The following is a 24,659-nucleotide window of genomic DNA, read 5'->3' as shown; positions in this document are numbered from 1 at the left end:
GGCGGCATGATCGGCAAATGATTTATCCAAAAACGAGATTGCCGAGAATGCGGTCCGGAATGAACGAAAAAATTCCCGCGATGATCAGGCCGATATAGGGCCCCTGCATGGCTCGATAATGTTCCTTGATATTGCCGATCCGCGCCTGCCAGACGCCGAGCGGAATCGAGACCAGAGTAACCACCGCAAATATATGGATGAACCCGAGATGTGTTCCGAACAAGCCCGAACCATCGCTGCGGCCCAGCCAGAAGCTGGTGATCGCAGTTGTCATCATCAAGCCACCCCACGCCCGGCCCAGGATCTTGTGCAGACGATCCCCCTTGCGTCTGAGCAGAATGTAGGCGCCTAGGGGCAGCGCCGGAATTACAGTGGCCAGATGCAGGATGACCGGCAGCGTCAACCTGTCAGAGACGCTGGCGGCCGCTGCGGCGTTGCCGGATCCGAAATTGGTCAATGCCATCAGCAGCAACGTGAGCAATATGGTTGCCCCAGCGATCATGATCATCCCCGGTACGGAATATCCTTTAGCGATGCTGCTGTTATCTGACATATAGGCATTCCTTGTTATCGTTTGATTTCAAGAACATGGCACTTTTATCTGCTTGTCGCTATTGCCCATACGGCTACCGCCATATTTCTTCGTGAAATGGCTTGAAAACCGGAACTTGCCCGTTGGCGAAACGCGAACGGGTAGCTAAAGAAACCCTCGTGACCATGACTTGGCAAAAACAACTGGCGATCGAGTTGCTCGTTATCAGCGGCATCGGCCTGATCATGGGCCTGCTCGGTCCTTTCGGCACTTATGCGATGCCGTTTGCGCTACGATTGGCCTATTGGGTAATATTCATCCTCGTTGGTTATTTGATATTCCGGCCGATCAGCTTCGCCGCTATCTGGCTGCACGAAGCGACCACTGTTCCTTACTGGGGTGCCATGACCATGGCACTGCTCGTCGCGGGCTTGCCGCTATCGATGATGATCGGTTTCATGATCAACGGTTTTCGCTGGCAGGGACTGATGTTCAGTGACGATTTTGCCCTGCTCTATCTTCAGGTTATCGGTATCGGCCTGGGCATTTCTCTGGTCATGCGAAACTTGTTTCCGCGAGAGCATCGGTCGACCGGCGATCAGGGGGACGGAGAAGGGCCTGATCATACCCTGCCACTGCCAGCCCTGCACAACCGGCTGCCGCAGGGCTTCCCCGACACGATACTCGCGCTCGGCGTAGAAGACCATTATGTCCGCGTCCACGCAACAGAGCGCAGCGAGATGCTGTTAATGCGATTGGGCGACGCAATTCGCGAGATGGAACACATCGAGGGCCATCAGGTCCACCGCAGCTGGTGGGTTGCGGCCGAAGCCGTGGCGTCGGCAAAGCGGCAGGATCGCAACTGGCGGTTGCTGCTCACCAATGGTCTGGAAATTCCGGTTGCCCGCAACCGGGTGGCCGCTCTCAAACAAATAGGATGGATTAAATGAAAAGCCTCTTTTGATTCAGCTAGCACCTGTTTAACAGGGTCGCAAAATCATCACGAGGTTCCGTTGGAGATTCTGGCGGGCCGCTGGATCGGGGAACACAATTATGAAACTCATGTCGGGCAACAGCAATCTGCCCCTTGCAACGGAAATTGCAGCATATCTCGATATTCCGCTCACCGACGCCAGCGTCAAGCGCTTTGCCGATGATGAAATCTTTATCGAAATTCATGAAAATGTTCGGGGCGAGGACGTGTTTGTAGTCCAGTCGACCAGCCATCCCGCCAATGACAATCTGATGGAATTGCTGATCAGCATCGATGCCTTGCGCCGCGCGTCAGCCAAGCGCATCACCGCGGTCATCCCCTATTTCGGCTACGCGCGGCAGGACCGGAAGCCGGGACCCCGCACGCCGATTTCGGCCAAGCTGGTTGCCAATCTGATCACCGAAGCCGGTGCCGACCGCGTCCTGACCGTCGACCTTCATGCCGGCCAGATCCAGGGCTTTTTCGATATTCCGACCGACAATCTCTACGGCGCCCCGGTGATCAGCGAAGACATCAAGTCGCGTCACGCCGACAAGGATATCATGGTTGTTTCCCCCGACGTTGGCGGCGTGGTGCGCGCCAGGGCGCTGGCGAAACGGCTCGACAACGCCCCTCTCGCCATCGTCGACAAGCGCCGCGAACGGGCTGGCGTGTCCGAAGTGATGAATATAATCGGTGATGTAGAAGGTCGCTTCTGCGTCATGATCGACGATATTGCAGACAGCGCCGGCACTCTCTGCAACGCCGCCGATGCCCTGATCGCGGCAGGCGCGACCGATGTTGCGGCCTATATCACGCACGGCGTTCTTTCCGGCAAGGCGGTCGAACGGGTCAACAACTCCTCGCTGCGCAAGCTGATCATCACCGATACCATCCGGGCGCCGCAATCCGCGCTCGATTCGAACCGGATTCGCATCCTGCCGATCGCCCCGCTGTTGGGAGAGGCGATCAAGCGAATTGCGGACGAAAGCTCGGTGAGCAGCCTTTTTGACTAGTCGGGAGAGCATTTTTCCGATTTCGGGAGAGGACAATGCCCAGCTTTGAACTTCTGTTGAAATATCGCATCCATATCGCATTGCTGGCGATATTTATCTCGCTGTTCGCATGGTTTACCGAATGGGCCGACTGGGTTTACATCTGCCCCTATTGCCGCGCACAAAGGACAGTCATCGGACTGCTTGGCCTGCTCCTGCTGGCCAACCCTATGCACTGGCTCAACCGGTGGATAGCATCAACATTGGCACTACTTGGGCTGGTTGTCGCCGGAATGCAGCATTTCAACGGCTGGAAAAAGATCATGGCTGGCCAATTTACCTGGGGTGACTATTGGTATGCCAATGCCTGGGTTCTCTCCGGCTGCGCGATGTTCATCATCACCGGCCTGATCCTGTATCTGTGGGCCTGGCGGCCACCCCTTGTCGAGACGGACCAGCCATGACCTCTCGCTCTCTTCAACTTCCAGATCATCCGGTCGTAGAAAGTTCCGCGACCATTCTACTGGATTGACCGTCCGTTGGATCGAATTCCAAAGTCGATATTGGTTCTGGGGGCATATGGTTTCATTGGCAGCGCCATTGCCAAGGAGCTTTCATCTGCCGGACATCGAGTCACCGGCTTCGGTCGCAATCTTTCCTATGGCCGGGCCATTCTCCCGGATATCCAATGGTGTAAAGGCGATCTTCGCCAATATTGTGACCCCCAAAGCTGGTTGCCTCTGCTGCACGAAGTCGATGTCGTCATCAATGCGAGTGGAGTTTTGCAGTCCAGCCCGGGGAACGATGTCAATATCACTCAGGCCGACGCCATCTTCGCACTGATCAAAGCATGCGAGATTTCGGATATCTCTCAATTTATCCAGATATCGGCCTGCGGCGCGTCAAATGATGCCGCACATGATTTCATGACGAGCAAGGCACGTGCCGATCAACGGCTCGAAAATTCGTCGCTCAGGGCGACAATCCTGCGCCCCGGACTAGTGATCGGTAGAAACAGCTATGGCGGCACCGAACTGATCCGCATGATTACTGCACTGCCCTTGGTCGCGCCGCGATTGACCGGCTTCGGCAAAATCCAGTGCATCGCACTTGCCGACGTAGTGGAAGCGACCGTGAATGCTATCGCCCGGCCTGTTGCGCTGGCCGGTTCCTACGATCTTGTGGAAACCGAATCCCGGCCCGTCGATCAGATCATTGCACTGCACCGGGAATGGCTCGGATTTGGCGCCGTCGGCCGGAAGCTTCCCGTCGGGCGGCGCCTAACGAAAATCGCCGCCATGATGTCCGACGCGCTTGGCTGGCTTGGCTGGCGGTCTCCGATGCGTAGCAACGCAATCCGATCCCTCATCGACGGAGTGCAGGGCCAGTCTGAGCAGACGGTGATCATCCTCGGACGGCCAGCCATTGCGCTGGGACAGGTTCTGGAGGGCTTCCCGGCAGGAAAGCAGGACCGCATCCATGCGCAATTGATGCTCGGACTTCCGTTATTTCTGGCAATGCTCGCTCTCCTCTGGCTGGGTTCGGGCCTGCTGGGAATCTGGAAGGCTGACGAAGCCGCTGCGCTGCTGGATGGCTCATATCTTTCGTCCAATATCGCGTTGATCATGGTCTACGGCGGAGCAGTCGCAGATCTGATCCTGGGTGCCGGGCTGCTTTTTCGCAAAACGGTGCGGGCAGCATTGGCCGGCACCATTGCAATCTCGCTCGCCTATCTGGCCGGTGGCACGATTTTGACACCGCTGCTGTGGCTTGATCCGTTGGCGCCGCTAATCAAGGCTCTCGCCTGCACAGGGCTATCCATCGCCTGCCTGATCGCGCTGGACAGAAGATGAGCAACTGGCTGCTCTTCGCTCAGTGGCTGCATATAATCGGTGCAACGATATTGATCGGTACCGGCGCGGGAATTGCGTTTTTCATGCTGATGGCCCATCGCACCGATGATCCAAAACTTATTGCCCATGTTGCCCATACCGTGGTTGTTGCAGATTTCCTGTTCACCGCTCTGGCGGTGATCGTTCAACCGATCACCGGATTCTGGCTGGCCGCTCTGACCGGATGGCCGATTATGACACCCTGGATAATCTGGTCGTTGGCGCTCTATATTTTTATCGGACTCTGTTGGCTTCCCGTCGTCTGGATACAATTGCGCCTGCGAAACCTGGCGCGGCAGTCCTGCGAGACGCACTCTGCCTTGCCACCGGAATATTACCGGCTCTACAGGGTCTGGTTCGCGCTTGGCATTCCCGCCTTTTCAGCAATTTTGTTGATTGTCTGGCTGATGCTCGCCAAATCTGTTTTTTGAAGATAGGACAAGGCTATGACACCCAAAGACATCGATCTCGCGCAAAAGCTTGCAGACGCTGCGGGCGAAGCTATCCGTCCGTTCTTCCGCGCCAAATTTGACCAGGAAGCAAAAAGCGACTCGACCTTTGTTACCGAAGCAGATCGCGCGGCAGAAGCCGCCATGCGGGCGATCATCGAAGCGGAACGGCCGGATGACGGCATTATCGGCGAGGAATATGGCACGCGCAATGAAGGCGCATCGCGACAATGGGTGCTCGATCCGATTGACGGCACCACCAGTTTCATCGCGGGGCGGCCGATATTCGGCACCCTGATCGCACTGATGCAGGAGGGCTTTCCACTGATCGGGATAATCGACCAGCCGATTTCACGAGAACGGTGGGTCGGCGTCGTCGGCCGCGAGACATTGTTCAACGGCCAGCCGGCCAGATCGGCGCGCTGCCGGGAACTCAAGGACGCCGTTCTCGCCACCACCTCTGCCCACCTTTTCGACGAGCATGACGCCGATCATTTCATGGGACTGGCCGGCAAAGTTGCGCCGCGCAAGATTATCTATGGCGGCGATTGCTATAATTACGGCCTGGTCGCCAGCGGCCATGTCGATGTTGTCTGCGAAGCCGGTCTTATGCTCCACGATTTCGCGGCGCTCGCCCCGATTGTCGATGGCGCCGGCGGGATGATGTGCGACTGGAACGGTGAGCCACTCCACGCGGAGTCGGACGGTCACGTGCTGGCGATCGGTGATCACGCGCGGGTGGATGATGTGCTGGAGGCTATTGCCTGCCATCATTGAGGGATTTTCTCTCTTGATATCCCTTGCATTCCTGCCGAATCCCGCTAAAGACGCCCTTCCGAAGTGACGCTCTGGCCAGTGTTGGGCTGCCACAAGTGTCCGTAACGGTACCATCTAGAGGAGACCAAAATGCCCAAGTTGAAGACCAAAAGTGGTGTGAAGAAACGCTTCAAGATCACTGCGAACGGCAAGGTAAAGCACGGCGTCGCCGGCAAACGCCACCGTTTGATGAGCCATAACAGCAAATATATCCGTCAGCAGCGCGGCACCAAGAAATTGTGTGATGCGGATGCCCGGACAGTCAAGAAATGGGCGCCATACGGTCTGGGTTAATCCCGCCGCAGCGACATTCAAACTTACAGGATATAGAATATGGCACGTGTAAAACGGGGTACGACCACTCGTACAAAACATAAAAGATTATTGGTTCAGGCGAAGGGCTATTATGGCCGCCGCAAGAACACCATCCGCGTCGCGCGGCAGGCTGTCGAAAAAGCCGGCCAATATGCCTATCGCGATCGTAAAGTTAAGAAGCGGGCCTTCCGCGCGCTCTGGATCCAGCGTATCAACGCTGCGGTTCGCGCCGAAGGCATGACCTATGGCACGTTCATCCACGGCACCAAGCTGGCCGGCATTGAACTCGACCGCAAAGTGATGGCCGACCTGGCGATGAATGAACCGGCAGTCTTTGGCGGCATCATCAAACAGGCGCAGGATGCTCTGGCCAAAGCCTAAGCATTTTCATAATTTCAAAGAAGCGCCGGAGAGCAATCTCGCGGCGCTTTTTTATTGGGTTTTTCGTGAGGCTTGCTAGACGGGCAACGAGCAAGAACGGGACAATATGATGAGCGACATCGAAGCGGTCAGGGACAAATATCTGGAGCAGATTGGCGCGGCGGCCGATGGCGAATCGCTGGAAGCAATCCGCGTGGCTGCGCTCGGCAAGAAGGGCGAGATTTCGCTGCTGCTGAAAACCCTGGGCAAGATGACGCCGGAAGAGCGCCAGGAACAGGGTCCGAAGATCAACGGCGCGCGGCAAGCGGTTGCCGATGCGCTGGCTGCGCGCAAGGAGGCGATGGAAGCCGCGGCGCTGGACGCGAAGCTTGCCACCGAGACACTTGATCTGACATTGCCCCCGCCAGCCGCCCCGAAAGGCAGCATCCATCCGGTCTCTCAAGTGATGGATGAACTGGCCGAAATTTTCGCCGATCTAGGCTTTTCCGTCGCCACTGGGCCGGAGATCGAGGACGACTGGCATAATTTCACCGCGCTCAACATTCCCGAAACCCATCCGGCCCGGGCGATGCACGACACATTCTATTTCCCGCAGACGGATGACAGCGGCATGCCCAAATTGCTGCGTACCCATACATCGCCAGTGCAGATCCGCACGATGATGGATGTTGCGAAGAAGACCGACGGAGCGGGTGAACCGATTTACCTCATCGCTCCCGGCCGCACCTATCGCAGCGACAGCGATGCCACGCATACGCCGATGTTCCATCAGGTCGAAGGGCTGGTGATCGACAAGGGCATTCACATGGGCCATCTGAAATGGACGCTGGAAACCTTCGTCCGCGCTTTCTTCGAGCGCGATGATATCGAATTACGCCTGCGCCCGAGCTACTTTCCGTTCACCGAACCCAGCGCCGAAGTCGATGTCGGCTTCTCGGTCGAAGGGGGCCGGCGCATAATCGGTGGCGACCCGCGCGGTGAAAATGGCGGCTGGATGGAGATACTCGGTAGCGGCATGGTCCATCCCAATGTCATCCGCAATTGCGGACTCGATCCCGATATCTGGCAGGGTTTTGCCTTTGGTTGCGGTATCGACCGGCTGGCGATGCTGAAATATGGCATGGACGATTTGCGCGCTTTCTTCGACGGCGATCTGCGCTGGGCCGACCATTACGGCTTTGACGCGCTCGACGTCCCCACGCTGAGCGGAGGAGTCGGCGCATGAAATTTTCCCTAAGCTGGCTCAAGTCGCATCTCGATACCGACGCAAGCCTGACCGAGATCACCGACAAGCTGACCGCTATTGGTCTGGAGCTGGAAGGCGTTGAAAACCCCGCCGATGCCCTGCGCCCGTTTCGCGTCGCCAAGGTTATCGAAGCCGGACCGCATCCCAACGCCGACAAGCTGCAATTGCTGAAGGTGGACGACGGCAGCGACGAGCCTTGGCAGGTCGTCTGCGGCGCGCCCAATGCGCGCAAGGACATGGTCGGTGTGTTCGGCCCTCCCGGCACCTATATTCCGGGTAGCGATTTTACGCTGAAACCCGCAAAAATCCGGGATGTCGAGAGCTTTGGCATGATGTGCAGCGCGCGCGAGCTGGAACTGGGCGAGGATCATGACGGCATTATCGAACTGCCGTCTGATGCGCCGGTTGGCACAAGCTATGCCGACTATGCACAGCTGGACGATCCGGTGATCGATGTCTCCATCACGCCCAATCGCCAGGACTGCATGGGCGTGCGCGGCATAGCGCGCGATCTCGCTGCAGCCGGCCTCGGCACGCTCAAGCCGATGGACATCGCCAACATCGCCCGCAATGGCGCAGGTCCCGATATCGCGATTGACGATCCGGAAGGTTGTCCCGCCTTTTCCGGTTGCACCGTCAGCGGCGTGACCAATGGCGCGTCTCCGGACTGGATGCAGGCCCGGCTGAAATCTGCCGGCCAGAAACCGATTTCGGCGCTGGTCGATATCACCAATTATGTCACGCTCGACCAGGGCCGCCCGCTGCACGTCTATGACGTTGCCAAGCTCAACGGCGGACTGGTTGCGCGCAAGGCGCAGGACGGTGAAAAGCTGGTCGCGCTCAACGACAAGGAATATATTCTCGACGAGACCATGACCGTGATCGCCGACCAGGCGGGCGCGCATGGCATTGGCGGCATCATGGGCGGCGCGGCCAATGGCACCGACGGGAACACCACCGATGTACTGATCGAATGCGCCTATTTCGATCCCGCCCATATCGCCCGCACCGGCCAGAAGCTGATGCTGACCAGCGATGCCCGGCAACGCTTCGAGCGCGGCGTTGATCCCGCGTTCCTTGAAGAGGGGATCGCTATTGCTACAGCGCTGGTGCAGGAACTGTGCGGTGGCACGGCGAGTGAAATTACCCGCGCCGGTGAAGCGCCGACGGACCAGCGCACTATTGCCTATGATCCGCGTCAATGCGCTTCGCTGGGCGGGCTGGATGTGTCTGCGGACCGGCAGAAGTCCATTCTCGAATCGCTCGGTTTCGAGATCTTGTGTCCCCGCGAAGGCGGGGATCCATCTCCTGAAGGCACCAAGAATAACGAACGGGTGATGGACCCCGGCCTTCGCCGGGGAACATGGACCGTCACCGTGCCGACATGGCGTCGTGACGTCACCGGCTGGCAGGATCTGGTCGAAGAAGTAATCCGGATAGAGGGACTGGACAAGGTTCCGTCGGTACCGTTGCCCCGCAAACCGGGTGTCGCCAAACCGACGGCCTCGCCGGAACAGCTGGCCGAGCGCAAGGCGCGACGCGCAGCAGCGGCAAATGGTCTCAACGAAGTCGTTAACTGGAGCTTCATTTCCGATAAGGAAGCGGCGCCTTTTGGTGGCGGAAGCTGGTCACTGGCCAATCCGATCAGCGAAGACCTCAAGGTCATGCGCCCATCGCTGCTGCCCGGCCTGATCGCAGCCGCCCAGCGCAACGCCGCGCGCGGCGCAACGTCGATCCGCCTGTTCGAAGTGGGTCGCCGCTATCTGGAAAGCAGCGAACATCCGACCATCGGCCTGGTGCTGACCGGCGAAAACCGCGCCCGCAGCTGGCAGGCCGGCGCCGCGACGAAATTCGACGCTTATGACGCCAAAGCCGAAGTGCTTGCGATATTGGACGCCGCTGGCGCACCGACCGACAAGCTGATGGATTTCGGCGAAGCGGGCGATCATTATCATCCCGGCCAGTCCGGTACCTTGCGGCTGGGACCGAAGAAGATTTTGGCGGCTTACGGTGTGCTTCACCCGTCAACGACCAAGGCGATGGGTTTCAAAGGCTCTGCCGTTGCCGCTGAGATATTCCTCGATGCGATACCGCTGAAGAAGAAGTCGGGCCACATGCGCGACGCTTTTGCGCCACCGGCGTTGCAGGCGGTGACCCGCGATTTCGCCTTCATCGTCGATGCAGAGTTGCCGGCGGGCGATCTGGTGCGCGCGGTCAAGGGCGCGGACAAGAAGCTGATCACCGATGCCCGGATTTTCGATCTGTTCGAGGGACCGAGTGTGGGCGAAGGCAAGAAATCGCTGGCGGTGGAAGTGACCTTGCAACCGCAAGATGCGACGTTGACCGAAGAGGATCTGAAGGCGCTTTCGGACAAGGTTGTCGCGAACGCCGGCAAGCTGGGAGCGGGATTAAGGGGCTAGTTACTGCCGTCATGCTGAACTTGTTTCAGCATCCATTTCTCCCCATAGAACCTGCGTCCAGTCGATGGATAGATCCTGAAACAAGTTCAGGATGACGAGTGTTAGAAAACTGAACTTATGACCCAAACCAAACCCCGCCGAACATTCGCGATCATCTCCCACCCCGATGCGGGTAAGACCACGCTGACCGAGAAGCTGCTGCTGAAAGGCGGCGCTATCCATCTGGCGGGCGAGGTCAAGGCGCGGGGCGATAACCGGCGGGCGCGGTCCGACTGGATGAAGATCGAGCAGCAGCGCGGGATTTCGGTGACCTCCAGCGTCATGACCTTCGAGCGCAACGGCATTGTCTTCAACCTGCTCGACACGCCGGGCCATGAGGATTTTTCCGAGGATACCTATCGCACGCTGACCGCGGTCGACAGCGCGATCATGGTGATCGATGCCGCGTCCGGTATTGAGGCACAGACGCTGAAACTGTTCGAAGTCTGCCGGATGCGCAATGTGCCGATCATCACCTTCGTCAACAAGGTCGACCGCGAAGGCCGCGACCCGTTCGAGCTGCTCGACGAAGTCGCCGACAAGCTGGCGCTCGACGTCTGCCCGATGAGCTGGCCGACCGGCATGGGCGGGCAGTTTGAAGGCGTCTATGATCTGGTCAAAAACCAGCTGCACCAGCCGACCGGCGACAGCAAGCAATATGACGGTGTGACCCAACAATTTTCCGGTCTCGATGACCCCAAGCTCGCCGAAGTGCTGAGCGAAGGCGCGCTCGAGCGACTGACCGGCGAAGGGGAACTGGCGCAGGGTGGTTATAGCAGCTTCGATCTGGAGGCCTATCAGCACGGCGATCTGACGCCGGTTTTCTTTGGTTCGGCACTCAAGCAGTTTGGCGTCGAGGAGTTGATCGAGGCGATTGCCGACTATGCACCGCCGCCGCGCCCGCAACCGGCCGAACCGGCTCCGATCGATCCGGAGAGCAGTGATGTCACCGGCTTTATTTTCAAGATCCAGGCCAATATGGACCCGCAGCACCGCGACCGGATTGCCTTCATGCGGCTTTGCTCCGGCGAGTTCAAACGCGGCATGAAGCTGACGCCTTCGGGGCTGGGCAAACCGATTGCGATTCACAGTCCAATCCTGTTTTTCGCGCAGGACCGCGAAATTGCCGACACGGCAGAACCGGGCGATATCATCGGCATCCCCAATCACGGCACCTTGCGGGTCGGCGACACCTTGTCGGAAAAGAACCAGGTGCGGATCACCGGCCTGCCGAATTTTGCGCCCGAAATCCTCCGCCGTGTCATCCTGCGCGATCCGACCAAGACCAAGCAATTGCGCAAGGCTTTGGACGATCTCAGCGAAGAAGGCGTCGTGCAGGTTTTCTATCCCGAACTGGGCGCCAACTGGATCATTGGCGTGGTCGGGCAATTGCAGCTCGAGGTGCTGGTATCCCGCCTGCAGGCCGAATATAAGGTCGACGCCTATCTGGAACAGGCCCCGTTTGAAACCGCCCGCTGGATCAGCGGTGATGACGCGACCTTGAACGCCTTTGCCAATATCAACCAGTCCAGCCTCGCCCGGGATCGCGACGACAATCTGGTGTTCCTGGCCAAATCGGCCTGGGATGTCGGTTATCAGGAAGAGCGAAACCCTGATCTAAAGTTCAGCGCGACACGCGAACGCTAATCCGGTAAATCCCGGTCATGGCCAGCAAATCCACGACCGAAAAAGCCTTTCAAGCGATCACGATTGATGATGAAGGCCGTGTTTGCGCCGATATCCCGGAAAGCGCCTGCAATCAGGAACCGGGCAATTTCTTCAAACATGTCGGCTCGCTGGCGCTGACCAAAAGCGCCGACGGGCTGATTGATCCGAAGCTGGTGCTCAGCTGGCTGATGACGTCGCTGGGCGCGCCGGTGGCGCTGATCGGGTTGCTGGTGCCAGTCAGGGAAGCAGGCGCTCTGCTACCGCAGCTTCTGACCGCCGGATATTTGCGGAAATTGCAGCGCCGCAAATGGGCATGGGCGATCGGCTCGCTGGTGCAGGGTCTGGGAGCCGCCGCGATCGGGCTGGTCGCGATCACCATGACCGGTGCGGCCGCCGGCTGGGCGATTGTGATCGCGCTGGCGATATTGGCGCTGGCGCGCAGCATTTGCTCGGTCTGCTACAAGGACGTGCTGGGCAAGACGATCGACAAGTCCCGGCGCGGCACCGCGACCGGTCTGGCGGGTTCTATCGCGTCGGTCACCGTGATTGTCTACGCGCTGGCTCTATCCTCCAATCTGGTGGACCGCATGACGCTGGTTATCGGCGGTCTGTTTCTGGCGGGGGCGGCATGGATATTGAGCGGGCTGCTGTTCGCCACTTTGAAGGAAGAAGCCGGAGCGACCGAAGGCGGAAAATCCGCGCTGAAGGAAGCCTATAAAAATTTCGCCTATTTGCGCGATGATCCGCAGCTGGTCCGCTTCATCCTCACCCGCGGACTGTTGACCGCCACCGCATTGGCGCCGCCGTTCATGATTGCCGTCGGCAGCCAGGCCGGGGAAGGCTATGACAAGCTCGGCTTTCTGGTGCTCGCCTCGGCGCTGGCCAGCCTGTGCAGCAGCTTCGTCTGGGGCCGCCTGTCGGACCGGTCCAGCCGCAAGGTGCTGATCTTCTCGGCAATGGTCGCCGCCATCATATTGGCCGTGACAAGCTGGCTCGCCTTCGCCGGAACGCTCAGCGGCGGCTATATATTGCCGGTGCTGTTGTTCGGCCTGATGATCGCCTATCAGGGCGTCCGCCTCGGCCGGTCAACGCATCTCGTCGACATGGCCGACAAGGACAGCCGCGCTGCTTATACCGCGCTTTCGAATACGATCATCGGATTGCTGTTGCTAGCCGGCGGTGTGTTCAGTCTGGTCGCCAACTGGTTTGGCGGGGAAGTGGTACTGGCGATCACGGCCGGGATGAGCGGGTTGGCGATATTGGCGGCGTTGGGGTTGAAAGAGGTGCAGCGGGGGTGAAGGCAGCTGTCGATCGACGGTGGACCTTCAGGAAAATTTCGAGGGTGACCGCTCCAAAACGGTCTTATCGACCATTATCCTCGGCCATGGGGAGAGGCAATTGAAGCTTATCAGCCTCGCTGATTAGCGAACGTCGGTTAGGGGGTTTGAAACCCGGAAAGATCCACCCCCTCACCGAGCGCGACTAGGCCAGTCGGCCAAGTCTTACTTGCCTGTCCCTATGGGAGAGGATGGCTGGATTTCTCTATCATCTGATCCACCAATTTCGCTGCCCTTGGGTTGGATCCCGGCCTTCACCGGGATGACGGGGTTAGTTCCTAAGCAAGAACACTGCATGCTCCGCCAGCAGATTCGCCAAGCTGCGCCCGGTCTGCTTGTCGCCGCTGAGGAACCATTGCCCCTCCTGCGCATATTGGCCGTCCTGCACAAGCGCACGGAAATCGGCGATCGTGACATGATGGATATTGGGCGTGTCAAACCAGGTCTGCGGGATTAGTCGCGTCACCGGCATCCGGCCGCCGAGCAGCAGCGACGTGCGAATCCGCCAATGGGCGAAATTGGGGAAGCTGACAAAGGCCTGCTTGCCGATACGCAGCAGCTCGTCGACCATGATGTCGGGGCGGTGGGTGGTCTGCAGCGTCTGGCTGAGGATCGCATAGTCGAAACTGGCGTCGGGATAGGCGGCAAGATCAGTGTCGGCATCGCCCTGCACCACCGACAGTCCCTTGGCGACCGCGCTGGCGACATTGGCCGGGTTGATCTCCAGCCCGCGCGCATCGCAGCCTTTCTCATCGCGCAGCGCCGCCATCAGCGCGCCGTCGCCGCAGCCGATGTCGAGCACCCGGCTGCCGGGAGCGATGTTGTCGGCGATGATCTGCAGATCGGGACGGAGTTTGGTCATGCGGCTACTCCCACCTCGTCACGCTGAACTCGTTTCAGCACCCCTTTGTTCGCGCTCGCTGCCTGTGTGATCAGGCGCGATGGGCCCTGAAACAAGTTCAGGGTGACGATGGATATAAAATTGATCATCGTCCTTCCCCTGCCTTCAGGAAGCCGTCTACAATCCGGTTCATCTCGGGATTTTCCAGCAGGAAACTGTCATGACCGAAGGGGCTCGACAATTCCATGAAGCTGACCTCTGCTCCGGCCGCGTTGAGCGCGTGGACAATCGCCCGGCTTTCGCTGGTCGGATAGAGCCAGTCGGTATCGAAGCTGATCAGACAGAAGCGCGTTTTCGAACCGCTAAACGCATTTGCCAACGCGCCGCCATGGGCTTCGGCGAGATCGAAATAGTCCATCGCCCGGGTGATATAGAGATAGCTGTTGGCATCGAAGCGGTCGACAAAGCTGATCCCCTGATGGCGGAGATAGGATTCCACCTGGAAATCCGCATCGAAGCCGAACGTCTTGGCGTCACGGTCCTGTAGCCGGCGGCCGAATTTCTCGGTCAGGCCGGCTTCGGAGAGATAGGTGATATGGGCCGCCATCCGGGCGACAGCAAGGCCGCTGCTCGGTGGATCATCGTCGGCATAATAATCCCCGCCGCGCCAACGCGGGTCGGCCATGATCGCTTGTCGCCCGACTTCGTGAAAGGCGATATTCTGGGCGCTATGCCGCGCCGCCGAAGCGATAATCACCGCCGACTTGACACGCTCAGGAAAGAGCGCCGCCCAGCTAACCGCCTGCATCCCGCCCATCGAACCGCCGACGACGGCGTGCAAGCGCCGGATCCCAAGGTGATCGAGGAGCATCGCCTGCGCACGCACCATATCGCCGATGGTCAGAACGGGGAAGTCCATTCCCCAGGGCCGGTCGGTCGCAGGATTGACCGTCGCCGGTCCGGAACTGCCCAGACAGCTGCCGATCACATTGGCGCAAATGACGAAATGTCGCTCCGTGTCGATCGGCTTGCCCGGCCCGACCATTCTGATCCACCAGCCGTCTTTGCCCGTCAGCGGGTGCTTCGAGGCGACATATTGGTCGCCTGTCAATGCATGGCAAATCAGGATTGCATTGCTGGCACCCGCATTGAGTGTGCCATAGGTTTCATAGGCAATGTCGACAGGCGCGAGCTCTGCCCCGCTCTCCAGCGGCAGCGGCCCGAGCAGGCGAACCTTTCGGTCTAGTCCAAAACGCGTATCTTCTGTCATCAACAGCGGAGCTAAGCGGCGAAATCCCCACCGTCAAATGATAATGCTGTTGACTGACAGGCCGCAAAGGTTAGTCCGGCGACAGATATTCTCTTCTGACAAGCGGACCAAGGCAATGAGCGGACCAAAAGCAAAAGACTGGATCATGGGCATTGCGCCTTATGTGCCGGGCAAATCGACCGGCGCGGACGGCCGCAGGATCGTCAAGCTGTCGGCGAACGAGAATCCGCTCGGCTGCAGTCCGGCCGCTAGCGATGCACTCAATGCCGCCTCGGCCTCTGTCGACCGCTACCCCGATCCCGGCTCGACCCGGTTACGCGAAGCGATTGCCGCCAAATATGATCTCGATCCGGCGCGGATCATCTGCGGCACCGGTTCCGACGACGTCCTGCATCTCGCCGCCAATGCGTTCAGCGGGCCGGGCGATGAGATCATCTATGTCAAATATGGCTTCGCCGTCTACGATATAGCGGCGCGACGCTATGGCGGCACGCCGGTGGTGGCCGATGACCAGGATTATGGCACCGATGTCGACGCCATTCTCGCCAAGGTCACCGACCGGACCAAGGTCATATTCATAGCCAACCCCAATAATCCAACCGGCACATTCACCCCGCGCGCCGAGATTGCGCGCCTGCACGCCGCCCTGCCTGGCCATGTCCTGCTGGTGCTCGATGCCGCCTATGCCGAATATATGGACGAAGGGCAGGATGACGGCGCGCTGGCACTGGCCAGCAGCCAGCCCAATGTTCTGGTCACCCGCACCTTTTCCAAGATTCACGGTCTCGCCGCCGAACGGATCGGCTGGGGCTATGCCGACGCAGAGATTATCGGTGCGATGAACCGGATCCGGCTGCCGTTCAATGTCACCACCGCCGGCCAGGACGCCGCCGTCGCGGCGCTTGCCGCCGACGATTTCGTGACCATGAGCCGCGAGCATAATGCCAGATGGCGGCAATGGCTGAGCGACGAAATGGGCGCGCTCGGCAATCACGGCCTCAGGGTGGTGCCGAGCCACACCAATTTCCTGCTCGTCCTGTTCGAGGGCAAGGTGACCGCCGAACAGGCCAATGCGGCGTTGATGGACAAGGGCTATGCGGTCCGCTGGCTGCCCGGACAGGGACTGGTCAACGGCCTGCGCATCACCATCGGCACCGAGGAAGAAACCCGCGGCGTCGCCCAGGCCTTGCGCGAGATACTGGAAGCCGCCGACTGATGCTGCCTTTTGCCAATATTGCGATCATCGGTATCGGGCTGATCGGCTCGTCCATTGCCCATGCCGTGCGCGAAGCCATGCCGTCAGCGCGGATCACCGGCTATGACGCCGATCCGGCGGTGCGGGCGCGAGTCATCGAACTGGGTTTCTGCCACGATGTCAGCGACAGCGCCGGTGCAGCAGTCACCGACGCTGACCTCGTGATCCTTTGCGTACCGGTCGGCGTGATGGCGGATGTCGCCGCCGAAATCGCCAGCGATCTGCCCGCTGACGCCATCATCAGCGATGTCGGTTCGTCGAAAGAAAGCGTGCTGGCAGCATTCGCCGAGGCGCTCCCCGGTGCACGGGTCATCCCGGCCCATCCCGTTGCCGGGACCGAAAATAGCGGACCCGACGCCGGATTTGCCACGCTTTTCCAGGATCGCTGGTGCATCCTCACCCCGCCGGCAGACGCCGCAGAAGGCGACATCGAGCGGGTGCGCGCCTTCTGGCAAAAGCTCGGCGCCGCTGTCGAGATCATGGACGCCAAACATCATGATCTCGTGCTCGCGGTGACCAGCCATTTGCCGCATCTCATCGCCTATACAATCGTCGGTACCGCGTCCGATCTGGAAGATGTCACGCGTGGCGAAGTGATCAAATATTCTGCTGGCGGTTTCCGCGACTTCACCCGGATCGCCGCCTCCGATCCCACGATGTGGCGGGACGTGTTCCTGTCCAACAAGGATGCGGTGCTGGAAATGCTGCAGCGCTTCTCCGAGGATCTTTCGGCCCTGCAGCGCGCGATCCGCTGGGACAAGGGCGACGAACTGTTCGACCTGTTCACCAAGACCCGCGCGATCCGGCGCCGGATCATCGAGGAAGGCCAGGACGACGCCGCCCCCGATTTCGGCCGGACGCACGATTAACAGCCGCGGGTAGCGGCGAAGCCGAGCTTTACAGCAACAGCCATTTTTGTTTTCTGCGGCCTTTGCCTCGAAACGCCGAATTTCTAACCTTTTTTGGTCCGCGACCGCTCGTCTAGTGTAACCTTCCAGATAGCCCTCGAGCCGGTCCGCTAAAAACCGGCGGCGGCAGCAAGCGTGATAATTCCATCCAAATTGTCAAAGAGCCCGTCCTGCCCAAGACGCAGGATCTTTGGCGATAATAGACGGGCGAGCCAGATGTAGGACAGCACTATTTCAGTAACGGAATGGGGTTTTATTGTACCATATAAGCCTTCCGTCTCTGTTCCCCGCCGCAGGGCGGGGTCCAGTCGATCACACAGGACTGTTCCGGGCGGCGCCTTTCGGCGGCGAACAAGCTTCAGAAAAAAAGCGTTCGTACGGTGCTGGTCGAAAGCGTTTTTTTACAACGGGATATACAATGCCATAAATTTCGGTACGATGCCGGGATACCCAACGGCAACAATCAGTTGGGAACCGCTAGGGGAGTCTGGATTTGGCCGAAGCTACAGCGACCGAAGTCGCGCATTCCAACCATGGTGCCAGCAATGGCGGGAGCCCGGACACGGGTTATGGAACCAGGAATTACCGCAATTATATCCTCGGCATCCTGCTCACCGTCTATATTTTTAATTTCATCGATCGCACGATCATCAACATATTGACCGAGCCGATCAAGGAAAGCTTCGGGGTTGAGGATTGGCAGATGGGGCTGCTCGGCGGCCCGGCCTTTGCGATCCTCTATACATTTGTCGGCATCCCGATCGCCCGTTTCTCCGAGAAGAACCACCGGGTCTGGATCATTGCGGGATCGGTGGCGCTGTGGAGTCTGATGACCGTTTTGTGCGGCTTTGCCACCAGCTTTATCGCGCTGTTCATATTCCGTATCGGCGTCAGCATCGGCGAAGCGGGTTGTTCGCCGCCTGCCAATTCGATCATCGCCGACTATTTCATTCCCAAGGAGCGTTCGACCGCGGTTTCGGTCTACGCGCTGGGTATCCCGCTCGGCGGCATGGTCGCTTATGTGTTCGGCGGTTTCATTGTCGGAAGCCTCGATGGGCCGACAGTCGCTGCGATGTTGAGCAGCTGGAACTGGACCTGGGCGGTCAACGCGCTCGACTGGCAGAATATCGAGGGATGGCGCGTCGCTTTCGTGGTGGTCGGCGTTCCCGGCCTGATCGTTGCGATGATCGTCAAGATGACAATCAAGGAGCCGCCCCGCGGCTACACCGACCCCGTGGAAATGCAGAATAAAGAGCATGTCGGGTTTCGCGAAGTCTTGAAGATATTGTCGCAAAAGCCCGCTTACTGGCACGTCACCATGGGCGTCACCATCGCCTCGTTCGTCAATTATGGCGTTGGCCAGTTTTTCGTGTCCTTCCTGATCCGCACCCATGAACTCTCGATCTTCGATGCGTCAGTTAAGGTCGCGCTGGCTCTGGCCGTCATGGCGTCAATCGGCACCTATATGTCGGGGTTTCTGGCGGACAAATATGCCGAGCGATTTCCCAAGGCGCTGGCCCTGATACCGATGTTCGCGCTGCTCGGCGTCATCCCCATGCATGTCGTCGGCTATCTCGCCGAATCCCTATGGCTGGCAATCCCGCTGATGATGGTTGGCCAGATGCTGCTCTACACCTATCTCTGTCCGCTCTATGCCGTACCGAGCGGGGTGGTCGACAGCCGGATGAGAGCAACGGCGGTTGCCGTGACCCTGTTCATCGTCAATCTGCTCGGATACGGGCTGGGACCGCCGCTGATCGGCGGCCTGTCGACGATATTGAACGCGACCTTCCTGTCGGGACTGGACCCGACGCTGACGCTGGAGGCGTGCAAGGCAAGCAATCTTGCGGTGGCCGCACAGGCCGCTTGCGATTCGGCCAATGCGGACGGACTGCAATGGTCGATGATCCTGTTCAAATGCCTCTATCTCTGGGCCGTGTTTCATTTCTACATGGCCAGCCGTACGATCCAGCGCGACATGGGGCGCTAGCGGGAAAGGGCCAAACGGATGACTGGGACTCGCCGCCAGAGCGAAAAGTCTCCGTCATCCGGTTGGTAAAGTGGCAATCGGAATGGCCGCTATTCCGTCGTCTTGCCGTCGAAATGCTCATGCTCGTTCGCAGCATCGGCCGCGGTGGCATGGACAGTACCGTCAATATGCTCGGGCGGGCCATAGATCGTATATAGCCGAAGCGGTTCCTTGCCGGTGTTCACGACATTGTGGCTGGCACCCTGCGGTACGATAATGCCGTCATCGGATTTCACCTTATTGGCTTTTCCATCGATCCAGATTTCGCCGCTGCCCTCTTCGATCCGGAAAAACTGGTCCCGGTCGTCATGCACTTCCATACCGATTTCGTCGCCGGGTTGAAGCGTCATCAGCACCAGTTGCAGATTATGGCCAGTGTAGAGCACGCGACGGAAGTCATCATTCTGCTCCGTCAGCGCTTCGATATTGTCGACAAATCCTTGCATGCGAATATTCCTTTCGAGGGTAAACCGGTGGTGTCGTGCAAATGACTATTCGGTTTCACCGTTCTCTGCCATTTCTTTTTCCCAGGTTTCCCTGGCTGCCACTTGCGCAGCTTTGCTGGCGTCGGCGGTCGCCGCAGCAGCTTTTATCGCTGCCTTTTGCGCCGATTCGGCCGCCTGTTTTGCGGCCGCCGCGTCGGATTCCAGTCCCGCCATAAGCGATGCATTGGTTTCACGAACGGCAGAGCCAGTGGCGGCTACAGCCTCTTCCACCAGATCCTGCGCTTTCCGCGCATTTTCATGCGCTGCCAGATCCAGTTGGCTGTTGGCCATGGCAATTCTGGCCTGAGCCCGTTTCGCCGCGGCCTCCGCGTTGATCGCCATCTGGGCGGCGGCCTCCTTGTCTTTCTGCGCTTCGGAACAGACCGCCAGTTTGGCCGCCATCACAGCCATCCTGGCTGCATCTTGCGCCTCCAGCGCCGCCTTGCTGGCATCATGTTTTGCCGCATCCATAGCGTCGCGAGCGTCGTCCATCGCATCATTTTCGGATGTGGTGCATTCTGCTTTTTCTCCGGTTTCGGTTTTCTGGCTACAACCCTGAACGGCCAGGGTCAGCACTAATGCGGCGGCGACGGTGGATAATGTCTGTTTCATGCCTCGGGTTCCTTGATGAGATTTACGATCGGATAGAATTATCCGTCTGGAATTGGTCCTCAGAACAATATGTGCGGCGCCTTGTAACTACGTAATTTCCACTAAATGCCAGCCATCCGGGCCTTTAATTTTGCGCAGAAAAACAAGGATTTCGAAGCAAGACAACGGGGCGCCGGCTAAGTGAATTTACGGATTTTGAAGCCGGACCACTGCCGGTAAACGGGAACGGAAAACTTGATCCCTGCCGATAGAGACAAAGGTTCGATTCGGTAGAAAACAGAAATCCGGATGCTGCCCCATTCCCTGAACCAGCGACGGATTTCTGCCCCCTTCAACGATGGAGACAGACATGGCTACGACAATTGCGGATGACTTGCCGGATATTGAAGAAAATATGTCTAACAATCGAGGCTGGATGATCGCAACCGGCGTGATCATGATTCTTGCCGGTACCGGGGCCTTGGTCTTTCCGCTGATCAGCAGCTTCGGTGTAGCGATTTGCGTTGCCATTCTGCTTGCCGTTGCCGGGTTCGCCCAGATCATACACGCATTCAGCTATCCGACTTGGGGCAAAATAACACTGGCGGTTGTGGTCGGCATTCTCTGGCTATTGGCCGGTATCGTGCTGATGGCACGACCGCTGGATGCTGTTTTCGTTCTGACCATATTGGTTGCAGCGGCGTTTCTGGCCGAGGGCCTGTTGAAAACCATATTCGCCATCAAGACCCGTCCGGAAACCGGCTGGGGCTGGATCCTGTTCGACGGAATTGTGGCGGCCGCCATCGGTATATTGCTCTGGTGGCAACTTCCCTTCTCAGCGCTTTGGACGCTGGGACTATTGGCCGGGATCAATATTCTCATCTCCGGCTGGGCATTGGTGATGCTCGCCGGTGCAATTCGCAAACCGGCGCAATCTCCCGAAGCCGGGAAAAGCAGCGCCTGATCTTATCCATCGCCGTTGATCCGCCCGGTGCCGGATCGACGAGAGACTGACTTGCAAGCCCAACCCCCAAGGAGAATGAAATGACCGATCAAAGCCATCTGCACAGCTATATCGAACGGGCCAAGAACCGTCTCGACGAGATTGATGCATCCGTCGCGCATTTTGAGGCCAGAGCTCAGGAAGTGCAGTCCGAAGCCCGCACCAAGGCGGATGCCGCTATTGCCAGGATGAAGGCCAACCGTGAGGCCTACCGGGCCTGGGTTGCGGAGAATCAGGAAATCGGCGACCGGATCACGGACGAGGCTCGCAAGGAGATGGAAGCCGAATGGGCTGCGTTCGAAGACAATATCATGGCCTATTTTGACGCCGCTGCCGGTATGTATGAGCAGGACAAGGCCTATTTCCAGGTGCGGATCGCGGCGCTGAAGGACGCTTGGGAAAAGACAGTGGAACGCGTCAGGGCAGCGGCAAAGACATTGCAGGTTTCCAGCCGGGAGGAAGTGGACGCTGCGGTCGCGAAACTCGAGGAAAGCGCGGACAGGGCGAACGAAAAACTGAAAGAACTGAACAAGGCTGGCAGTGCATCATGGGCCGCGGTACGCGAGGCCTTAACGACATCTCGCACGGCCTTTGACAAGGCGCTGGATGAGGCTCAGAAGGCCTTTAAAAAGGCCGTATAGTCAACCGGACATCCATAGCAGTACAGGCGAACGCCTCCCTCCCCGTTGCAGCTTTGCAGATGCCCGATGTTGAGTGGCCCAGGCTCCCCTATCCAGGAGCCGGGGCCCAATCTTTTCCGGCAGACGCAGACGCGCCTTCATCCGGCGGTATAATTATCTGAAGGCTGGTACCGGATATACTCCCGAGGGTGCGAGCGGCTTACAGCTGCTCCAGTGCGAGGTTGATTTCCTGAAGCCGGTCACCGCTCGCCGGCTTCATGCCGTCATCCGATGCGATTTCGAGCTGTTTTTCGCCATAGGCCCAGCGTTTGAGAATATCTCTCTTGTTGCAGTCCGGAAGCTCTGTTGCCAGCAGATCGGCCGGCGTCTGGAATATGCTGGCGGGATTGCCCAGCAGCGCTTCGATATCCCAGCCCTGCGTTTTCGCTCTCGACCGCAATGTTTCGAGATCAAGGTTCCGGTCTATCTTCGCCTTGACGTCCTGTTCCGTGGGCAGAACTTCGCCGGCGATATAATATTCCCCGTCCGGGAGATAGGAATAAGGCACGCCGCGATAGGCCTGCAGCTCGCCCGCGACGGCATCGCCATTGTAGCGGTCCTCCAAGACTGCATGATGCTTGGGGAGGTCATGAACGTGCACATCCAAGCCGCTATGATTCGCGAGAATTTCTACTGCATGCTTTTCATCGGCCGCATTCCAGGTCCGGACCCACAGCAGCAGTCCGCCGCGTTCGAGCTGATCTTCGACATAATCGGCGTGATGCTCGCCGATAAGCTTCGCCAGAACAGCGCCGATCGCCCCGCCTCCGATACCGCCGGCCGCAGCGGCTATGATCGCTGCACCGATGGCACCGCCCGACGCCACCACAGCAGTAAGCGTCGCCAGCGCGCCGACATAAATGAACCCGCCAAAGACACCGCCCTCCGCATCGCCGATCGCATCCGTAGAAATATAGGCGGTGGTGGGTACGGCCGCATCATCTTCCAGCTCCTTCACCGAAGTGTAGCCGTGCCCCAGTTCCTTTTGCACCGACGAAAGCGGGGCAAGCAAACTGAGTTCCGAACGGTCGAAACCGTGCGAGAGCAAATCGTCCACCGCAGCCTGCAGCGCGCGTTCGGATTGAAAGACACCAACCGCTTCGCGGACGGTGGGGGTTTCTTGCTTGGCCAAATCATCTTCTCCGGTAATAATTTGCGGAACGGGGGGAAGAATTCCGGGACGCACGTATATTCCCCATCATGGCTGAATGCCCTACCCCGCTATCACCGGCAGATAACCCCGTAATCTTCCTTAGACGCCGCATCCGACGGCAGAGATGGAGCAATCCTCCGACAGGCCGGCTGCGCTCAATCGTTCAGCATATTGATCGCCGTATGCACCCGGTCGCGAATCTCGTCGCGGTCGAGGCCCGGTTCTATTTCCGGCTGCACTTCATAGGTGATGACACCGCTTTTCTGCACAAATGTGTCGCGGGGCGAGACGATACCGCTGTTCAGCGCCACCGGCACCAGCGGGATGCCCAGCAGTTTGTAGATACCGGCGAAACCGGTCTGCAGTTCCGGCCGTTCGCCATGATGGGCGCGGCTGCCTTCGGCAAAAATGACGATCGGGCGGCCTTCTGCAACGGCTTTCTTGGCCTGCTTGATGATCTGCCGCATCGCCGCGCCACCACCATCGCGATCAATGCCGAGCAATCCGTGCCTAGTGGCGATCCAGCCCCACAGGGGAATGACCAGCAGCTCCTTCTTGGCGATCACCACCGGCTTGTCGAACAGACGCAGCAAATCGATGGTTTCGAACATGCTTTCATGTTTGAAGACATAAAGTAGCGGCTCGTCGCGGATCTCGCCGCGTACCTCGACCCGGATACCGAGGATCAGCCGGGCGCAGAGATAGTGATAGCGGCTCCAATATTGCGCCATATAATAGATGGTCTTGGGCCAGAAAAAGGCGCCGAGAAAGGTGGCGATGATGATTGGAACCGAACCGATGTAGAAAACGGCCATGAAGATCAGCGAACGGATGACGGACAGCATCTCAGACCCCCGCCAGAGCAGCGAGCCGGCGCATCAGATATTTATTATACTCGGTAAACAAGGTGCCGAGCGAAGGGCGCGTCTGGACGGCATCGGAAAGGATCCGGACATCAGCCGGCATCGCTCGTTCCAGTTCCAGCCGGGCCCGGCGCATATGCCAGTCGGAGGTCACCAGGCGCACCGACTTGTCACCCCGCCGGGCCGCCCAGCGGGCTATTTCCAGCGCGTTGGAACGCGTGTCGACCGCCTGGAAACCGAGATCGATGCAGCAATCGAACAGGTCATCCGGCCGGTCATATTCGGCGGCGAGTTCCGCCGGTTTCACATCCCGGTCAACACCGGAGATCAGCAATCTCCCGGCGCTTCTGGCTTCCAGGATGTCCAGCGCGCGATCGATACGTCCGGCACCGCCGGTTAGCACGACAACCGAACCGGTATGGGCATCATCATCCGCTGGACGCGGCAGATCGATGGCAAACCAGGCGAAGCCGATGATCCAGAGCAGGATCAGGAAAGAGAAAAGGCGCAAGATCATC

Annotated in this window: 25 protein-coding genes; 17 read left to right on the top strand and 8 right to left on the bottom strand. The window is 58.9% G+C overall.

The window, feature by feature from the left end:
- Positions 1–22: 22 nt before the first annotated feature.
- Positions 23–553 (bottom strand): DUF2306 domain-containing protein, encoded by a 531-nt coding sequence (locus tag ACHZCJ_RS11765; protein WP_321326618.1) that lies wholly within the window; start codon positions 551–553, stop codon positions 23–25.
- Between the two features lie 164 nt (positions 554–717).
- On the opposite strand from ACHZCJ_RS11765, the gene ACHZCJ_RS11760 reads away from it, so the two are divergent.
- From ACHZCJ_RS11760 to ACHZCJ_RS11705, 12 genes are all read left to right on the top strand, one after another.
- Positions 718–1,482: a LytTR family DNA-binding domain-containing protein gene (locus ACHZCJ_RS11760; RefSeq protein ID WP_321326617.1), complete on the top strand. Its 765-nt coding sequence runs from the start codon at positions 718–720 to the stop codon at positions 1,480–1,482.
- A gap of 103 nt (positions 1,483–1,585) precedes the next feature.
- Positions 1,586–2,521, top strand: coding sequence for a ribose-phosphate pyrophosphokinase (locus ACHZCJ_RS11755; RefSeq protein WP_159646989.1), 936 nt, complete (start codon positions 1,586–1,588; stop codon positions 2,519–2,521).
- Positions 2,522–2,556: 35 nt separating this feature from the next.
- A complete protein-coding gene (locus ACHZCJ_RS11750) occupies positions 2,557–2,964 on the top strand; it encodes a hypothetical protein (RefSeq protein ID WP_321326614.1) in 408 nt (135 codons plus the stop codon).
- A 75-nt stretch (positions 2,965–3,039) separates the two neighbouring features.
- Complete coding sequence (locus ACHZCJ_RS11745) at positions 3,040–4,353, top strand: SDR family oxidoreductase (protein ID WP_321326612.1); 1,314 nt, start codon at positions 3,040–3,042, stop codon at positions 4,351–4,353.
- Positions 4,350–4,823, top strand: a complete 474-nt coding sequence (locus tag ACHZCJ_RS11740) for a DUF2269 domain-containing protein (protein ID WP_321326611.1) — start codon at positions 4,350–4,352, stop codon at positions 4,821–4,823. Before ACHZCJ_RS11745 ends, ACHZCJ_RS11740 begins: the two co-directional genes overlap by 4 nt.
- A gap of 15 nt (positions 4,824–4,838) precedes the next feature.
- Positions 4,839–5,618, top strand: coding sequence for a histidinol-phosphatase (gene hisN / locus ACHZCJ_RS11735; protein WP_321326608.1), 780 nt, complete (start codon positions 4,839–4,841; stop codon positions 5,616–5,618).
- 129 nt (positions 5,619–5,747) lie between these two features.
- Complete coding sequence (gene rpmI / locus ACHZCJ_RS11730; protein ID WP_159646979.1) at positions 5,748–5,951, top strand: 50S ribosomal protein L35; 204 nt, start codon at positions 5,748–5,750, stop codon at positions 5,949–5,951.
- A gap of 39 nt (positions 5,952–5,990) precedes the next feature.
- Positions 5,991–6,353, top strand: a complete 363-nt coding sequence (rplT, locus tag ACHZCJ_RS11725) for a 50S ribosomal protein L20 (RefSeq protein WP_089133726.1) — start codon at positions 5,991–5,993, stop codon at positions 6,351–6,353.
- Between the two features lie 109 nt (positions 6,354–6,462).
- Positions 6,463–7,578: a phenylalanine--tRNA ligase subunit alpha gene (gene pheS, locus ACHZCJ_RS11720; protein ID WP_321326604.1), complete on the top strand. Its 1,116-nt coding sequence runs from the start codon at positions 6,463–6,465 to the stop codon at positions 7,576–7,578.
- Positions 7,575–10,019 carry a phenylalanine--tRNA ligase subunit beta gene (gene pheT / locus ACHZCJ_RS11715; RefSeq protein ID WP_321326602.1) on the top strand — a complete coding sequence of 815 codons (2,445 nt, stop codon included), beginning with the start codon at positions 7,575–7,577 and terminating at the stop codon, positions 10,017–10,019. The genes pheS and pheT overlap by 4 nt, the downstream gene beginning before the upstream one ends.
- Positions 10,020–10,136: 117 nt before the next feature.
- A complete protein-coding gene (locus ACHZCJ_RS11710) occupies positions 10,137–11,705 on the top strand; it encodes a peptide chain release factor 3 (RefSeq protein WP_321326600.1) in 1,569 nt (522 codons plus the stop codon).
- Positions 11,706–11,722: 17 nt separating this feature from the next.
- Complete coding sequence (locus ACHZCJ_RS11705; RefSeq protein ID WP_321326598.1) at positions 11,723–13,024, top strand: MFS transporter; 1,302 nt, start codon at positions 11,723–11,725, stop codon at positions 13,022–13,024.
- 310 nt (positions 13,025–13,334) lie between these two features.
- Here the strand turns inward: ACHZCJ_RS11705 and metW are convergent, their stop codons facing one another.
- Both metW and ACHZCJ_RS11695 read right to left on the bottom strand, forming a co-directional pair.
- On the bottom strand, positions 13,335–13,925 hold the full coding sequence (gene metW, locus ACHZCJ_RS11700; RefSeq protein WP_321326596.1) for a methionine biosynthesis protein MetW: 591 nt from the start codon (positions 13,923–13,925) through the stop codon (positions 13,335–13,337).
- A 124-nt stretch (positions 13,926–14,049) separates the two neighbouring features.
- A complete protein-coding gene (locus ACHZCJ_RS11695) occupies positions 14,050–15,174 on the bottom strand; it encodes a homoserine O-acetyltransferase (RefSeq protein ID WP_321326592.1) in 1,125 nt (374 codons plus the stop codon).
- Positions 15,175–15,289: 115 nt separating this feature from the next.
- Here ACHZCJ_RS11695 and hisC point away from each other — a divergent pair, with 115 nt between their 5' ends.
- The 3 genes from hisC to ACHZCJ_RS11680 all read left to right on the top strand — a co-directional run bounded on the left by hisC (position 15,290) and on the right by ACHZCJ_RS11680 (position 19,327).
- Positions 15,290–16,390 carry a histidinol-phosphate transaminase gene (gene hisC, locus ACHZCJ_RS11690; RefSeq protein WP_321326590.1) on the top strand — a complete coding sequence of 367 codons (1,101 nt, stop codon included), beginning with the start codon at positions 15,290–15,292 and terminating at the stop codon, positions 16,388–16,390.
- Positions 16,390–17,298 (top strand): prephenate/arogenate dehydrogenase family protein, encoded by a 909-nt coding sequence (locus tag ACHZCJ_RS11685; protein WP_321326588.1) that lies wholly within the window; start codon positions 16,390–16,392, stop codon positions 17,296–17,298. Before hisC ends, ACHZCJ_RS11685 begins: the two co-directional genes overlap by 1 nt.
- Positions 17,299–17,830: 532 nt before the next feature.
- The gene (locus ACHZCJ_RS11680) at positions 17,831–19,327 is read left to right on the top strand and encodes an MFS transporter (protein WP_201295682.1); all 1,497 of its coding nucleotides are present in this window, start codon (positions 17,831–17,833) and stop codon (positions 19,325–19,327) included.
- An 89-nt stretch (positions 19,328–19,416) separates the two neighbouring features.
- On the opposite strand, the gene ACHZCJ_RS11675 is transcribed toward ACHZCJ_RS11680, so the two are convergent.
- Together ACHZCJ_RS11675 and ACHZCJ_RS11670 are read right to left on the bottom strand one after the other, a co-directional pair.
- Entirely contained in the window at positions 19,417–19,812 is a 396-nt protein-coding gene (locus ACHZCJ_RS11675; RefSeq protein WP_159646962.1) for a cupin domain-containing protein, read from the bottom strand.
- Positions 19,813–19,857: 45 nt separating this feature from the next.
- Positions 19,858–20,463 carry a hypothetical protein gene (locus ACHZCJ_RS11670; protein ID WP_159646960.1) on the bottom strand — a complete coding sequence of 202 codons (606 nt, stop codon included), beginning with the start codon at positions 20,461–20,463 and terminating at the stop codon, positions 19,858–19,860.
- 349 nt (positions 20,464–20,812) lie between these two features.
- Between ACHZCJ_RS11670 and ACHZCJ_RS11665 the strand changes: the two genes are divergently transcribed.
- Both ACHZCJ_RS11665 and ACHZCJ_RS11660 read left to right on the top strand, forming a co-directional pair.
- Positions 20,813–21,406 carry an HdeD family acid-resistance protein gene (locus ACHZCJ_RS11665; protein WP_321326583.1) on the top strand — a complete coding sequence of 198 codons (594 nt, stop codon included), beginning with the start codon at positions 20,813–20,815 and terminating at the stop codon, positions 21,404–21,406.
- A gap of 80 nt (positions 21,407–21,486) precedes the next feature.
- Positions 21,487–22,086, top strand: a complete 600-nt coding sequence (locus ACHZCJ_RS11660) for a hypothetical protein (protein ID WP_321326581.1) — start codon at positions 21,487–21,489, stop codon at positions 22,084–22,086.
- Between the two features lie 199 nt (positions 22,087–22,285).
- On the opposite strand, the gene ACHZCJ_RS11655 is transcribed toward ACHZCJ_RS11660, so the two are convergent.
- From ACHZCJ_RS11655 to ACHZCJ_RS11645, 3 genes are all read right to left on the bottom strand, one after another.
- Positions 22,286–23,257: a hypothetical protein gene (locus ACHZCJ_RS11655; protein WP_321326579.1), complete on the bottom strand. Its 972-nt coding sequence runs from the start codon at positions 23,255–23,257 to the stop codon at positions 22,286–22,288.
- Positions 23,258–23,433: 176 nt separating this feature from the next.
- Positions 23,434–24,123 (bottom strand): 1-acyl-sn-glycerol-3-phosphate acyltransferase, encoded by a 690-nt coding sequence (locus ACHZCJ_RS11650; RefSeq protein WP_159646954.1) that lies wholly within the window; start codon positions 24,121–24,123, stop codon positions 23,434–23,436.
- A 1-nt stretch (position 24,124) separates the two neighbouring features.
- Positions 24,125–24,658 (bottom strand): YdcF family protein, encoded by a 534-nt coding sequence (locus ACHZCJ_RS11645; protein WP_159646952.1) that lies wholly within the window; start codon positions 24,656–24,658, stop codon positions 24,125–24,127.
- Position 24,659: the final 1 nt, after the last annotated feature.

The sequence above is a fragment of the uncultured Parasphingorhabdus sp. genome (assembly GCF_963677535.2).
Classification (GTDB): Bacteria; Pseudomonadota; Alphaproteobacteria; order Sphingomonadales; family Sphingomonadaceae; genus Parasphingorhabdus.
Note: the sequence above shows the minus strand (reverse complement) of the source record. Positions and strands in the feature narration are given on the sequence as shown.